Origin of the sequence: Shinella sp. 838 (assembly GCF_029623935.1) — a bacterium.
Lineage (GTDB): Bacteria > Pseudomonadota > Alphaproteobacteria > Rhizobiales > Rhizobiaceae > Shinella.
Genome location: NZ_JARSBQ010000010.1, coordinates 196,426 through 210,050 on the forward strand (window position 1 = coordinate 196,426; position 13,625 = coordinate 210,050).

13 protein-coding genes are annotated in these 13,625 nt (G+C 65.0%); 5 read left to right on the forward strand and 8 right to left on the reverse strand.

Annotated elements, in window-relative coordinates; all coding sequences use genetic code 11:
* Nucleotides 1-50: 50 nt before the first annotated feature.
* The 6 genes from P9A16_RS25300 to P9A16_RS25325 form a co-directional block, all read right to left on the reverse strand.
* Nucleotides 51-1,085 carry an aliphatic sulfonate ABC transporter substrate-binding protein gene (locus tag P9A16_RS25300; RefSeq protein ID WP_023516980.1) on the reverse strand — a complete coding sequence of 345 codons (1,035 nt, stop codon included), beginning with the start codon at nt 1,083-1,085 and terminating at the stop codon, nt 51-53.
* A gap of 52 nt (nt 1,086-1,137) precedes the next feature.
* On the reverse strand, nt 1,138-2,001 hold the full coding sequence (locus P9A16_RS25305; protein WP_023516981.1) for an ABC transporter permease: 864 nt from the start codon (nt 1,999-2,001) through the stop codon (nt 1,138-1,140).
* Between the two features lie 11 nt (nt 2,002-2,012).
* A complete protein-coding gene (locus P9A16_RS25310) occupies nt 2,013-2,849 on the reverse strand; it encodes an ABC transporter ATP-binding protein (protein ID WP_023516982.1) in 837 nt (278 codons plus the stop codon).
* 13 nt (nt 2,850-2,862) lie between these two features.
* On the reverse strand, nt 2,863-3,192 hold the full coding sequence (locus P9A16_RS25315) for a 4Fe-4S dicluster domain-containing protein (RefSeq protein ID WP_023516983.1): 330 nt from the start codon (nt 3,190-3,192) through the stop codon (nt 2,863-2,865).
* A 65-nt stretch (nt 3,193-3,257) separates the two neighbouring features.
* A complete protein-coding gene (locus P9A16_RS25320) occupies nt 3,258-4,820 on the reverse strand; it encodes an FAD-dependent oxidoreductase (RefSeq protein WP_278026016.1) in 1,563 nt (520 codons plus the stop codon).
* A gap of 37 nt (nt 4,821-4,857) precedes the next feature.
* Nucleotides 4,858-5,445 (reverse strand): thioredoxin family protein, encoded by a 588-nt coding sequence (locus P9A16_RS25325; protein ID WP_023516651.1) that lies wholly within the window; start codon nt 5,443-5,445, stop codon nt 4,858-4,860.
* Nucleotides 5,446-5,883: 438 nt separating this feature from the next.
* Here P9A16_RS25325 and P9A16_RS25330 point away from each other — a divergent pair, with 438 nt between their 5' ends.
* The 5 genes from P9A16_RS25330 (at nt 5,884) to P9A16_RS25350 (ending at nt 11,382) form a co-directional block, all read left to right on the forward strand.
* Nucleotides 5,884-6,924 (forward strand): glutamine synthetase beta-grasp domain-containing protein, encoded by a 1,041-nt coding sequence (locus P9A16_RS25330; protein WP_023516650.1) that lies wholly within the window; start codon nt 5,884-5,886, stop codon nt 6,922-6,924.
* A 202-nt stretch (nt 6,925-7,126) separates the two neighbouring features.
* Nucleotides 7,127-8,170, forward strand: a complete 1,044-nt coding sequence (locus tag P9A16_RS25335) for an ABC transporter substrate-binding protein (RefSeq protein ID WP_023516649.1) — start codon at nt 7,127-7,129, stop codon at nt 8,168-8,170.
* 11 nt (nt 8,171-8,181) lie between these two features.
* Complete coding sequence (locus P9A16_RS25340) at nt 8,182-9,318, forward strand: ABC transporter ATP-binding protein (RefSeq protein WP_024270276.1); 1,137 nt, start codon at nt 8,182-8,184, stop codon at nt 9,316-9,318.
* A 2-nt stretch (nt 9,319-9,320) separates the two neighbouring features.
* Nucleotides 9,321-10,568: an ABC transporter permease gene (locus P9A16_RS25345; protein ID WP_024270275.1), complete on the forward strand. Its 1,248-nt coding sequence runs from the start codon at nt 9,321-9,323 to the stop codon at nt 10,566-10,568.
* Between the two features lie 4 nt (nt 10,569-10,572).
* The gene (locus tag P9A16_RS25350) at nt 10,573-11,382 is read left to right on the forward strand and encodes an ABC transporter permease (protein ID WP_050745042.1); all 810 of its coding nucleotides are present in this window, start codon (nt 10,573-10,575) and stop codon (nt 11,380-11,382) included.
* On the opposite strand, the gene P9A16_RS25355 is transcribed toward P9A16_RS25350, so the two are convergent.
* Both P9A16_RS25355 and P9A16_RS25360 read right to left on the reverse strand, forming a co-directional pair.
* Nucleotides 11,383-12,258: a LysR family transcriptional regulator gene (locus tag P9A16_RS25355; RefSeq protein ID WP_024270274.1), complete on the reverse strand. Its 876-nt coding sequence runs from the start codon at nt 12,256-12,258 to the stop codon at nt 11,383-11,385.
* A 68-nt stretch (nt 12,259-12,326) separates the two neighbouring features.
* Nucleotides 12,327-13,541 (reverse strand): M24 family metallopeptidase, encoded by a 1,215-nt coding sequence (locus tag P9A16_RS25360; protein ID WP_037406120.1) that lies wholly within the window; start codon nt 13,539-13,541, stop codon nt 12,327-12,329.
* Nucleotides 13,542-13,625: the final 84 nt, after the last annotated feature.

Sequence of the window (13,625 nt, forward strand, 5' to 3'; positions counted from 1 at the left end):
AACGAAGAGAGCGTTTCCGCAATCCGGAGACAAGCGGAAGCGCCCGGAGATCAGTTGCTGGCATCCAGCTTTTTGACGGCGGCATCGTAGAAGGAGCGGTCGATCCAGGTGTCGTAGTTGACCTTGCCCTTCAAAAGCTCGGCATCGGCCATGAACACCTCCTCACCCTGAAGCGCACGCACCGCCTCCTCGGTCACCTGCGGATCCTGGAAGAACTTGCCGTCCGGATAGGTCGCGCGCACGGCCTTGTCGCTGTTGCCGGTCTCCTTGACGAAGATCGCGATCGTCTCTTCCGGATTGGCGTCGGCCCAGCGCGCCGCCGCGATATCGACGGCCAAAAGGCGCGTCACGATGTCGGGGTACTTGCGGGCGAAATCGCCATTGACGCTGAGGAGATGCGGCACGGCCCACTCCGGGCTGCCGGAAACGCCGGCATCGAAGATCACCCGGGCTTCGCCTTCCTCGACCAGCTTCTGCACGGGACCGGTGCTCTCCACGAGGGCATCGACGTCACCACGCGACAGGGCCGGACCGGAGCTCTCGATGCCGAGATTGAGGCTCTCGACGTCGCCCAGCGAAAGGCCCACCGTCTTCAGCGCCTTGGCGAAAGTCGAATGGCGCACCGTGCCGGCGAGATAGGCGACCTTCTTGCCCTTGAGGTCCTCGATTTTCTGGATCGGCGAATCCGGCTTCACGACGATTTGCGTCTCGTTGGAGCGGTTCCAGCTCGACAGGCCGATCAGCTTCACGTCGGCGCCGGTGGCCGCAAGGCGCAGCGAGGGGTTGTTGCCGATATAGGTGAAGTCGATTGCGCCGGAGCCGAGGGCGACGGTCGCCGCCGAGCCACCGTCGAAGGTAGTCAGCTCAACCTTGATGCCGTCCTTGGCGAACTCGTCCTCCAAGAGCTTCTTGTTGCGGTAGAGGATGAACTTCAGGTGGCCAGGCGCCGTGGAGCCGATGCGGATGACGTCGGGCTTCGCCTCGTCGGCGGAGGCCGTCGCAAGGCCAGCACCGGGCAGGATCGACAGCGCGAGTGCGATTTTCAGGAGTGTCCGGCGCAGCGGAAGGAGCGGAAACGATGTCATGGGCAAATCCTTTCGGGATGGATCGTTGATTGAGGAAGCGATGCGATCGGGATCAGTTCGGGCCGCTTTCGCCGCTGCCGCGCCAGTGCGTCGCGCGCCGTTCACCAGCAACGAGCAGGTAGTTGAGCAGCAGGCCGATGATCGTCAGCGTCAGGATGCCCGCATACATGCGATCGGTTTCCAGCATCAGCGACGAATTCTGGATGAGGTAACCAATGCCGGACTGAGCGGCGAGCATCTCGGCCGCGATCACCGAGAAGAGCGAGGTCTTCACGCCGAGCCGGGCACCGGCGACGATCGAGGGAATGGCGGAAGGGAAGATCACCTTCTTGAAGAGGTCCCAGTCCGAGGTGCCCATGGAGCGTGCCGCCTTGACGAGCAGCGGATCGACGGACTTCACGCCGACGATCGTGTTGATCAGAAGAAAGAACACCGCGGCATAGAAGGTGATGGCGATCTTCGAGGCTTCGCCGATGCCGAGAACGAGGATGAAGACCGGCAGCAGCGCGAATTGCGAGGTGTTGCGCAGCGTCTGGACGAGAAAGTCGGAGGCTTTCTCAAACAGCGAATAGCGCCCCATCAGAAAGCCGAGCGGCACGGCGGTGACGACGGCCAGCGCAAAACCGATCGCCGCCCGTTGCAGGCTGATGCCGATGTGGTCGGCAAGCTGGCCGGAGACGATCATCTCCCAGAGCACCGCAAGCACCTGGCTCAGCGGCGGGAAGAACAGGGCATTGATCCAGCCGATACGCGGAGCGACCTCCCAGAGCAGCGCGAAGGCGACGAGTGCCGGCAGGCCGAGCGTGATGGTGGAGACGGTCTCGCCGAAAGCACTCGGCGCCTTGGAAGGGATACGCTTGCGGCGCAAGGAAAAGGCGGTGCGCAGTGGCAGGTTGCGGTCGACGATGAGGCTCATCGGATCCTCCCTCAATTGGCGTAGGTGGAAGCAAGGGTCCAGTCGCGCTGGGCCTTGCCGACTTCGTCGCGCAGGCTTTCCCAGACGCGGCCGCGATAGGCGTTGAAGGCTTCGCTGTTGCGGATATCGAGATCACGCGGGCGCGGCAGGTCGATTTCGACGATCTCCTTCACGCTCGCCGGCCGGGCGGTCATCACCACGACGCGGTCGGCAAGATAGATCGCTTCGTCGATGGAATGGGTGACGAAAACCACCGTCGTCTTGATCTGCTCCCAGATGCGAAGGAGCTCGCTCTGCAGGATATCGCGGGTCTGCGCATCGAGCGCGGCGAAGGGCTCGTCCATCAAGAGGACCTGCGGATCCGTCGAAAGCGCCCGGGCGATCGCCACGCGCTGCTGCATGCCGCCGGAAAGCTGCGAGGGGAAACGGTCCTCGAAGCCCTTGAGACCGAAGAGATGCAGGAAGTCCTTCGCCCGCTCGCGCCGCTCGGCTGCGGGAACGCCACGCACTTCCAGCGCATATTCGACATTCTGCAAGGCCGTGCGCCAGGGAAAGAGCGCATATTGCTGGAAGACATAGGCCGTGCGGGCATGGGGTTTGGTGACCTCGATGCCATCGATGCGGGCGACGCCCGAGGTCGCCTCGGTCAGCCCGGCGATCACGTCGAGCAGCACCGACTTGCCGCTGCCGGAGGGCCCGACGAGCGTGATGAACTCGCCGCTGTTGATGGTGAGGTCCACGCCATCCAGCACCGCGATACGACTGGACGTGACACCGTCGACGGTCACGGTCTGGCCGGGCTTCAGGTTGAACGACTTGCGCACAGCGCTGACGGCGATGCGTTCCATGGGTATCTCCTTTTCAGACCTGTGCCACGCGGATGTGGCGGGTCGGATCATTCCTTGTTCCCCCGGCGCGGCCGCGGTTCCAGCCGAGCGCGCGGGCATAGGCGCCGAAGAGGTCGCGCTCGAGGACGTCGGGCTCGGTGATGCCGGTCGGGCCATCCGCCTGCTCGGCGACGTAGAGCGCATCGGTCGGGCAGTAGATTTCGCAGAGGAAACAGGTCTGGCAGTCGTCCTGTCGGGCGATGACGGGAAGCCCCGTCTCGTCCCGATCGAAGACAAAGGCCGGACAGATGCGCTCGCAGATATCGCAGCGGATGCAGCGGTCGGCGGAGACGACTTCGATCATCCTCAGCCCTCCTGCGCCGTTTCGAGGGAAAGGGTCTCCCGCACCGCCGTCACGCGATCGAGGCCTCAGACGATGATGCGGCTTGCCTGCGCCTCGCTCTCGCCCGGAAAATCGCGCCGGCGGTGCACGCCGCGGCTTTCCGTGCGCAGCGCGGCCGCGGCAACCGTCCAGCGGGCGCTGGCGGTGACGGCCGCGACCTCGCGGGTCTGCAGGCGGTCAAGGCCCGCGGCAGGCGAGGCCCCGTTCAGCCGGGACCAGAGGTCCTCCAGCGTCCTGCCACTCGCTTCAAGCGTGGCAGCCGTGCGCCAGTAACTCTTGTCGAGCGGGGCGATCTCGTCGTGCACCGTGCGGGCGGCGGCGGCAAGATCGATGGCCTCCCCGGCCGGGCCGCGAAGGCCTGTCCTGCCGAGCGGGCGCAGGCGGTTTCCATCACGTCCCTGCCAACGGCGGGCGTGCCGGGCCGCGCCATGGCCGGCCCACCAGCCACTGGCGATCGCCCAGGAGGCATTGATTGCGCCGCCGCCCGAAATGCCGCCCGTCACGTTCTCGCGGCTCGCTGCGTCGCCGGCGGCATAGAGGCCGGAAATACCGGTGCCGCAATCGGAGGAGACGATGCGGATGCCACCTGTGCCGCGCACCGTGCCCTCGTATTTGAGATCGACACGGAAGAGATCCTCGAACGGATTGATGCCCATGCGCTCATAGGGCTGGAAGCAGTTCGGCTGGCCGCGCCGCAGCCAATCCTGCATGGCGGGTTCGGCAAGATCGAGCCGGGCGTAGACCGGACCGGACAGAAGCGCTTCTGCCACCAGCCGCTCCCCGCCGCCGATGCCGTTCGTCACCGGCTCGCCGCGAGCGTCGCGCAGCACCTGACCGTCCGCGCCGTAGAAGGTGGCCCAGCGGAAAGGCAGGCCCTTGTTCAGCGACGTGCCATGCGGGGCGAGCGTGTATTTGCCGGTGAACTCCATGCCGGACAGCGATGCACCGGCCTCCGCGGCGAAGAGATAGCCGTCGCCGGTCAGCCCCGTACCGCCAAGGATGCGTTCGAAAAAGGCGCAACCGCCCGTGGCCAGCACCACGGCCCCCGCCCGGACCTGGAAACTTGCCCCGGTGCGGCGCGCAAGCCCTGCGGCGCCAGCGACATGATTGTCGTCGCCAAGCAATTCGAGGACCGGGTGATGATCGAGGATCGTCACGCCGGCCTTTTGCACGCGCTGGCGCAGGAAGCGCATGTAATCCGGCCCGCGCAGATTGGCGATGTAGAGGCTGCCGTCCTCCTCGCTCGGGAACGGATACCCCCATTCCACCAGCTTCTGGAGGTTCTCGTAGGCCTGGTCGGCGGCGCGCAGCATCCAGCGGCGGTCGGCAAGGCCGACCGTGCGCTTGAAACGCTGCTCGACGGAGGCCGCCCGCCCTTCGCCCGGCGGCACGCACCAGGTCCCCGTGTTCGACGGCGCGGTGGCGCCACTTGTGCCATGGTAGCCCTTGTCGGCCAGGACGACGCGGGCGCCGGCCTCGGCCGCCGACAGCGCCGCCCAGCCGGCGGCCGGCCCGCCGCCGACGACGAGCACGTCCGTTTCGATGAGGCGCCCCTCCAGGGTGGGCTGTTCCTTGCGACGCGATGCCATGATGTTCCGGCCTGGTACGAGGAGAATGACGGCCGGTTCAGGCGGCGGTGGGAAACCAGGAGGGCTCGTTGCCGGCCGTCCACTTGATGTTGCAGCCGATGGAGGGAACCTGTGCCGCTGCTGCAGCACCCCCGATCAGCACAGCTTCCACGGCCGCACGTAGATCCGCGCCGGTGACATCCTTGCCGTTGCCCGGGCGGGCGTCGTCGAACTGGCCGTGATAGGCCAGCCTGCGCTCGCGGTCGTAGAGGAAGAAGTCCGGCGTGCAGGCTGCGCCATAGGCTTTGGCGACGCCTTGCGTTTCATCCTTCAGGTAGGGGAAATCATAGCCATAGGTCTTCGCCTCGATGCCGAGCCGTTCGAGCGCTTCCTCCGGATGCGCCTCCGCGTCGTTGCTGTTGATCGCGACGATGGCAAGCCCCTGCCCGGCATGATCGCGGGCGAACTGCGCCAGCGCCTCGCGGATCAGCACCACGAAGGGGCAGCGGTTCGAGATGAAAGCGACCAGCAGTGCCGGGCTATCCGCGAAATCCTTGAGGCTGAACGCGGCGCCATCGGCATCGGACAGAACAAAGTCCGGAGCGCGGGTCCCCAGCGTGATGGGATTGGATTCGGTCTTGGGCATGATATCCTCCTGGCAAGCCAACGAGACTATTAGAAGATATAATCCATAGATTTTATAGGCAATGAATCGCTGCGATTGCCAGTCACCGGAGATATTCTTCGCGCACCGTCGCGGCATCGTGAAATTTTTCACCTCACCGGAGGTCCGGCGATCCATCTGCCCGGAGTTCCAGGGGGCCGAAGGTTACGCCACTGGCTTCAAGAACGAGCAATGCCTTAAAGCCCGCCTCGTTCCGCCCATTTTTTGTGCAACGCGCCCCTTCTTTCAGCGAAAGTATCGCCGTGTTTGCGGGCAGACCTCCGCAGGACGATGAATTTTCCGCAGATATCCGCGCTCGCTTCGATCTGGCACGTTTGATGCATTTCATCTGCTATCCGGTTGTCGAGCGCCCCAGGCGTCCGGCAGCCTCGTAAAACCAGCGTCACGTGAGAGAACGAAATGACAAAGTACAAGCTCGAATACATCTGGCTCGACGGTTACAAGCCCAGCCCGAACCTGCGCGGCAAGACCCTCATCAAGGAATTCGACGCTTTCCCGACGCTGGAACAGCTTCCGCTCTGGGGTTTTGACGGTTCTTCCACGATGCAGGCCGAAGGCTCGAGCTCGGACTGCGTGCTGAAGCCGGTCGCCGTCTATCCTGACCCCGAGCGCAAGAACGGCGTTCTCGCCCTCTGCGAGGTCATGATGCCCGACGCCAAGACGCCGCATCCGTCGAACACGCGCGCCTCCATCCTCGATGACGACGGCGCCTGGTTCGGCTTCGAACAGGAATACTTCTTCTACCAGAACGGCCGGCCGCTCGGCTTCCCGGATGCCGGCTTCCCGGCTCCGCAGGGCCCGTACTATTGCGGCGTCGGCTACAGCAATGTCGGCGCCACCGCCCGCAAGATCGTCGAAGAGCATCTCGACATCTGCCTTGCCGCCGGCATCAACCATGAAGGCATCAACGCGGAAGTCGCCAAGGGCCAGTGGGAATTCCAGGTCTTCGGCAAGGGCTCGCGCAAGGCTGCCGACGAGATCTGGCTTGCCCGCTACCTGCTGCAGCGCCTGACCGAAAAGTACGGCATCGACGTCGAATATCACTGCAAGCCGCTCGGCGACACCGACTGGAACGGCTCGGGCATGCACGCCAACTTCTCGACCGCCTACATGCGCGAAGTCGGCGGCAGGGACTATTTCGAAGCCCTCATGGGCGCTTTCGCAGAAGCCCGTGCCGACCACATCGCCGTCTACGGACCGGACAACCACATGCGCCTGACCGGCAAGCATGAAACGGCCTCGATCCACCAGTTCAGCCATGGCGTGGCAGACCGCGGCGCGTCGATCCGCGTGCCGCACTCCTTCGTCAACAACGGCTACCGCGGCTATCTGGAAGACCGCCGCCCGAACTCCCAGGGCGACCCCTACCAGATCGCTTCGCAGATCCTGAAGACGATCTCCACCGTCCCGACCGACGTCGAGAACCGCGAAGCAGCCTGACCGGCGTTTCGAAACGAAAGATACAACGCCCCGTTTTACGGGGCGTTTTTTTGTCCGGCGCATGCCGATAAGCGGCGCTCATGTCTCCATCATACCTACTTATTTGCGCCGCAGCATGGCGCAACATAGGCTTTCCTCACAGCCCGCAATCAAGACGGGCGGCGCGACGGGCATTTGAATCTGTCTCCAGAGAGGAATTTCCATGTTCAGAAAACCCATGTTTCTGGCAGCGACGGCGCTTGCCTCCTGTTTGCTTCTCGGTGCGGCGAACGCCGCTGAACCGCTTTCCGTCATGAGCTTCGGCGGCGCCTACCAGGACGCCCAGCGCAAGGCCGTCTTCAGCGCCTATGCCGAGGAAACCGGCCGGGCCGTCTCCGAGCAGGAATACGGCGGCGAGATCGCCAAGATCAAGGCGATGATCGACAGCGGCAACACGACGATCGACGTGGTCGACGTCGATGCGCCGACGCTGTTACAGGGCTGCGACGAGGGCATTTTCGAAACGATCGATTGGGAGAAGATCGGGCCGAAATCAGAATGGCTGGCCGGCACGACCTCGGATTGCGGCGTCGGCACGATCGTCTATGCGACGGTGCTCTCCTATGACGAGGCGAAGCTCGACAAGGTGCCGACGAAGCTTGCCGACCTCTTCGACCTTGCCGCCTTCCCCGGCAAACGGGGCCTGTGGAAGAACCCCGCGACCAATCTCGAATTCGCGCTGCTTGCCGATGGCGTGCCGCCGCAGGATGTCTATACGGTGCTCGCGACACCGGAGGGCCTCGACCGCGCCTTCGCCAAACTCGATACGATCAAGGAGCAGATCGTCTGGTGGGAGGCCGGCGCGCAGGCCCCGCAACTGCTCGCCTCGGGCGAGGTGACCATGACGACGGCCTGGAACGGCCGCATCTTCAACGCCAACAAGGAAGGCCGCGCCTTCGGCATCGTCTGGGACAACCAGATCCTCGATTCCAACTACTGGGTCATTCCCAAGGGCGCGAAGGACATCGAAGGTTCGCTTGCCTTCATCCGCTTCGCCGTCGAGCCGAAGGTGCTGGCCGGCATCGCCAAATACATCCCCTACGGCCCCGTTCGCTCGACGGCGGCTGCCGAGGTGGCCGCAGAAGACGCAAAAAACCTGCCGACGAGCCCGGCCAACCTGACGACCTCGCTCACGCTCGATAATGCCTTCTGGGCCGACCATGGCGACGAGATCCGCAAGCGCTTCACCACCTGGCTTTCCAACTGAAGGACGGGCGGATGAACACGATGACGCTGGAAAGGAGGCGGCTCGGCGACGAGCCGTCGCCATCCCCTGCCGCCAATCCGATGGTCGCCTTCGAGCGAGTGCAGAAGACCTATGACGGGCGCACGCTGGTGGTGGAGGACCTGAACCTTGCCGTGCGGCGTGGCGAGTTCCTCACCATGCTCGGCCCGTCCGGCTCGGGCAAGACGACGACACTGATGATGCTCGGCGGCTTCGAGCAACCGACGAACGGGCGCATCCTGCTGGAGGGGCAGGCGGTAGAACGCCTGCCGCCCGAGCGGCGCGACATCGGCTTCGTCTTCCAGAACTATGCGCTCTTCCCGCATATGACGGTGGCCGACAATGTCGGTTTTCCGCTGCGTTACCGCGGGATCCGCGGGGCGGATGCGGCACGGCGGGTTGCGGAGGCGCTTGCCATGGTCAAGCTCGACGGGCTTGGCGAACGCCGCCCGGCGCAGCTTTCCGGCGGCCAGCAGCAGCGCGTGGCGCTCGCCCGCGCCATGGTGTTCAAGCCAAAGCTCATCCTGATGGACGAACCGCTCGGCGCGCTCGACAAGCAGTTGCGCGAGCACATGCAGATCGAGATCCGCAGGATCCAGCAGCAGCTCGGCATCACCATGGTCTATGTGACGCACGACCAGTCGGAGGCGCTGACCATGTCCGACCGGATCGCCGTCTTCAACGACGGCCGCATCCAGCAGCTCTCCGATCCGGTGACACTCTACGACCGGCCGGAGAACCGCTTCGTCGCCGGCTTCATCGGCGACAACAACACGCTCTCCTGCGAATTCCTCGGCAGCGAGAACGGCCTCGCCTTCGTGCGGATGAAGGACGGAACGCGCCTTGCAGCGAGCGGGCCGGCGTATCCCGCGCAAAAGGACCTCACCGTCTCGCTGCGCCCCGAAAGGCTCACGCTTGATGGCGCTGGGAACGCAAGTGCGGAAAACCGCATCAAGGCCCGGGTGCTCGACAAGACCTTCCTCGGCGACCGGGTGCGTCTCACCCTCGAAGCTTTCGGCACCGAACGCCTCGTCGCCAGCCTGCCGGCAGCCGAAGGCGCGACGGCCCTGCCCGGAAGCGAGGTCGGCATGGCCTTTTCCGCCGCCGATTGCAGATTGCTGGCGAGGTGACCGTGACACAGACCCTTTCCCTCCCCTCCCCAGCCGCCGCCCCGAACCTGCGCGCCGCACTCCGGCGAGCCGAACTGCCGGGCCGGCTCGGCGCGCTCGCACTGGCATTGCCGGCGCTGCTCTTCCTCGTCGTCACCTTCGCCGCGCCGATCGGGCTCTTCCTCACCACGGCCGTGCGAAACCCGGAGGTGCGCGATACCCTGCCGCAAACCGCCGCGATCCTTGCCGACTGGGATGGGCTGGCGACGCCGGGCGAGGCAGCTTACGCCGCGCTTCTCGGCGATCTGACCCACGCCAAGGAGGAAAACACTGCCGCCGCGCTTGGAAAACGGCTGAACTACGAAAGCGCCGGCATGCGCAGCCGCATCATGTCCGTCGTGCGCCATCTCGGTGGTTTTCAGGACGGTGCCCTCGCCCCGCAATTTGCCGCGCTCGATCCCGTCTGGGCAAGCCCGGACCTCTGGGCGATCATCAAGCGCAATGCCGCGCCCGTGACGCCCTACTACCTGCTGACGGCGGTTGACCTGCAACAGGACGCGTCCGGCGCCGTCACGCGCGTCAAGGACGACCAGGCCGTCTTTCTCGGCATCCTCGGGCGCACCCTCTGGATCGCCGGCCTCGTGACGGCGGCGACGCTTCTTCTCGGTTTCCCGACGGCCTATGTCATTTCGCTGGCGCCCGCGCGCATTGCCGGCTTCATGCTGCTGATGGTGCTGCTGCCGCTCTGGACCTCGCTTCTGGTGCGCACCACCGCCTGGGTCGTGCTTTTGCAGACGGACGGCGTCATCAACCAGGCGCTCCTGGCGCTCGGCCTCACCACCGAAAAGCTGCAACTGATGCTGACGCGCTTCGGCACGGTGACGGCAATGACCCATATCCAGCTTCCCTTCACCATCCTGCCGATCCTCAGCGTCATGAAATCCATTCCCGCGGGACAGATGCGGGCGGCGCGTTCGCTCGGTGCCCCGCCGTTCTTCGCCTTCTGGCGGGTCTACGCGCCGCAGACGCTTCCGGGCGTCGCCGCCGGCTGCCTGATGACCTTCATCCTGTCGCTCGGCTACTACATCACGCCCGCGCTGGTCGGCGGCCCGCGCGACCAGATGCTCTCGAACTTCATCGCCACCTATATCAACCGCGACCTGAACTGGGGCATGGCGGCGGCGCTGGCCGGCCTGCTTCTCGTCATGACGATCTCCATCTATCTCCTGTTCCTGCGCCTCGTCGGCGCGGAGCGTATCAAGCTTGGATAGAACCATGTGGCTTCCCGCTTACGCGACCCGCAGCGAACGGCTCTGCCGCATCGCCGTCGTCCTCTTCGCCTTCGCCGTGCTCGCCTTCCTGATCGGGCCGCTCTTCGTCGTCTTCCCGCTCTCGGTCTCGAAGGATCCGTTCTTCACCTTCCCGATCCGGGAATATTCGTGGCGCTGGTATGCGGATTTCTTCCAGAACGCACGCTGGATGCAGAGCCTCGTCAATAGCCTCGCCGCCGCCGCCCTCAGCACGCTGATCGCGACCGTCCTCGGCACGCTCGCCGCCCTCGGCATCAGCCGCCCCGGCTTCCCCGCGCGCAAGGCCGTGATGGCACTGATGATCTCGCCGATGATCATGCCGGTCGTCATCGTCGCCGTCGGGGCCTACATGTTCTTCGGTTCACTGGGGCTGACCAACACGCGCACCGGCCTCGTGCTGGCCCATGCGGCGCTTGCCATCCCCTTCGTGGTCGTCACCGTGCTCTCGGCGCTGTCGACCTACGACACCAATCTCAGCCGGGCGGGCGCAAGCCTCGGGGCGGGACCGGTCAGCGTGTTCTTCGCCGTCACGTTGCCGCTCATCCTGCCCGGCATCGTTTCGGGCGCGCTGCTCGCCTTCGCGGTGTCCTTCGACGAGGTAATCGTCGCCCTGTTTCTCACCGGGGCCGACCAGCGCACCCTGCCGGTACAGATGTTCTCCGGCATCCGCGACCAGATCAACCCGACGATCATGGCGGCGGCCAGCCTGCTGACCACCGTCTCCATCGCACTCTTCGTGGTGCTGAGCCTGATCGGGCGGGCGCGCCGCGCCTGATCAGCCGTCCCGGTTGCTGGCGAGGAATGCATCGGCGAAATGCGCCGCAAAACTTTCGGCAACCGGCGAGCGCTTGCGATCCGAACTCAGATAGATGCCGACGACGACGTCGGCGAGGCGCGGCAGACCGAGCGCCTCGTCGAGCGTCCTCAGCTTGCTCGGCACGATGCGGCGGGCGAGCACCGTGTTGCCGAAGCCGGAGCCGACGGCAGCCTCCAGCCCGGCAAGGCTGGGGCTGGTATAGACGAGATCGTAGCCGCGCCCGTCGCGCTGCAGCGCCGTCAGCATGGCGCGGCGATAGAGGCAGCCTTCCGGATAGCAGACGATGCGCAGGTTCGCGCTTCCATCCGTCACGACGGAGGTCGGCGTATCGCCGACCCAGGCGAGCGGTTCCTTCCAGGTCATGAACGCGCCTTCCGCCGGCCCGTCCGGCGTCATCGCCACGACGAGATCGTAGAGGCCGTTGCGCAGCCCCTGCAGCAGGACATGCGAGAGATCGCAGACCACCTCAAAGCGGAAATCGTGGCCGCTGCGGGCAAGACGCGGCATTAGCTTCGGCAGGAAATGGTCCGCATAGTCGTTGGGAATGCCGAGGCGGATCTTGCCGTGCTGGTCCCGCCTGGAGAGCCGCAGCACCATCTCGTCGTTGAGCGTCAGCATCTGCCGGGCATAACTCGCCACGAGCTCGCCCGCCTCGGTCGGCTGGGCGCTGGCATCCTTGGCGAAGAGGGAAACGTCGAGAAGCTCCTGGAGCTTCTTCATCTGCAGGCTGATGGCCGGCTGGGTGCGGCCGAGTTGCTCGGCGGCGCGCGTATGGCTGCGCAGGTCGATGACCGCGAGGAAGGTGCGAAGAAGATCGGTCGGAATGTTTCTCACGGGATCGGCACCGCTCCAAAAGGAAACGGGCTGATCGGGCGGCCCGTTCCAAGTTGCCCGCGGACGGGTCAGGCGGGGAGGATATTATGCTCCGGACCGAAGGGAAAGCCCGTGATGTTCTCGCTGCCGGTCTCGGTCATCACGAGGATATCGTGCTCGCGGTAGCCGCCGGCGCCCGGCATGCCCTCCGGAATGGTCAGCATCGGCTCCATGGAGACGACCATACCCGGCTGCAGCACCGTGTTGATGTCCTCGCGCAGTTCCACGCCCGCCTCGCGGCCGTAATAGTGCGAGAGCACGCCGAAGGAATGACCGTAGCCGAACGAGCGGTAGCCGAGCAGGCCGTGCTCTCGGTAGATCTCGTTGAGTTCCGTCGCGACGTCGCCGCAGCGCGCGCCGGGCTTGAGGAGTTCGAGGCCACGGCGATGGACGGCGCAATTGATCTCCCAGATGCGCAGGTGCTCGTCGCTGGCGTGGTCGAGGAACAGCGTGCGCTCCAGCGCGGTATAGTAGCCCGCGATCATCGGGAAGCAGTTGAGCGAAAGGATGTCACCCTTCTCCACCTGGCGCGCGGTCACCGGATTGTGCGCGCCGTCCGTGTTGATGCCCGACTGGAACCAGACCCAGGTGTCCATCAGCTCGGCATGGGGAAAACGGTTCGCGATATGGCGGACCATGGCCTGCGTTCCCGCCAGCGCCACCTCGTATTCCGGCACGCCTGCGCGAACGGCGTTTGCCACCGCCGCCCCGCCGATATCGGCCGTCGCGGCACCCTCCTTGATGAGCACGATCTCCTCGGCCGACTTGATCGTCCGCAGCCACATGGTCGGCGCGCCGATATCGACGAATTCGACATGCGGGAACGCCTCCTCCAGCAGCCGGCGCAGGTCGAGATTGACCTGGTCGAATTCGATGCCGATGCGCGAGACCTTCGGCAGCAGCGTCTGCAGGGCATGGAAGAAATTGTCGCGCTGCCAGTCGGTATAGGTGATGTTGTCGCCGAAGGTGCGCCGCCAGGGCTGACCCGCATCGATGCCCGCGGAAACCGACGTCGCCTTTTCCGGCGTGATGACGAAGGCATAACGACGGCCGAAGGAGCAGTAGAGGAAATCGGAGAAATAGCAGATGTTGTGGTAGGAGGTGAGGACCGCCGCATCGAGCTTCAGCTCCTCCAGGATGCGCCGCATAGCATTCTGCCGCCGCTCCATCTCGCCCGCCGAAAATGTCGGCCGCACCTTCTCGCCATTGTGCATCTCCTGCAGCCGCAGCAGCTGGTTCGGCATCCCTCGCGCAAACATGTTCATTCGAAAAACTCCCTTGACCGCGGCCAATCGCGCCGGTTGACGGGATTCAAGGTAGAAATCTTC

Bases quoted from the DNA above. Each gene is read 5' to 3' on its own strand.
- P9A16_RS25300 (WP_023516980.1), bottom strand. From the start codon at position 1,085: ATGACATCGTTTCCGCTCCTTCCGCTGCGCCGGACACTCCTGAAAATC.
- P9A16_RS25305 (WP_023516981.1), bottom strand. From the start codon at position 2,001: ATGAGCCTCATCGTCGACCGCAACCTGCCACTGCGCACCGCCTTTTCC.
- P9A16_RS25310 (WP_023516982.1), bottom strand. From the start codon at position 2,849: ATGGAACGCATCGCCGTCAGCGCTGTGCGCAAGTCGTTCAACCTGAAG.
- P9A16_RS25315 (WP_023516983.1), bottom strand. From the start codon at position 3,192: ATGATCGAAGTCGTCTCCGCCGACCGCTGCATCCGCTGCGATATCTGC.
- P9A16_RS25320 (WP_278026016.1), bottom strand. From the start codon at position 4,820: ATGGCATCGCGTCGCAAGGAACAGCCCACCCTGGAGGGGCGCCTCATC.
- P9A16_RS25325 (WP_023516651.1), bottom strand. From the start codon at position 5,445: ATGCCCAAGACCGAATCCAATCCCATCACGCTGGGGACCCGCGCTCCG.
- P9A16_RS25330 (WP_023516650.1), top strand. From the start codon at position 5,884: ATGACAAAGTACAAGCTCGAATACATCTGGCTCGACGGTTACAAGCCC.
- P9A16_RS25335 (WP_023516649.1), top strand. From the start codon at position 7,127: ATGTTCAGAAAACCCATGTTTCTGGCAGCGACGGCGCTTGCCTCCTGT.
- P9A16_RS25340 (WP_024270276.1), top strand. From the start codon at position 8,182: ATGAACACGATGACGCTGGAAAGGAGGCGGCTCGGCGACGAGCCGTCG.
- P9A16_RS25350 (WP_050745042.1), top strand. From the start codon at position 10,573: ATGTGGCTTCCCGCTTACGCGACCCGCAGCGAACGGCTCTGCCGCATC.
- P9A16_RS25360 (WP_037406120.1), bottom strand. From the start codon at position 13,541: ATGCCGAACCAGCTGCTGCGGCTGCAGGAGATGCACAATGGCGAGAAG.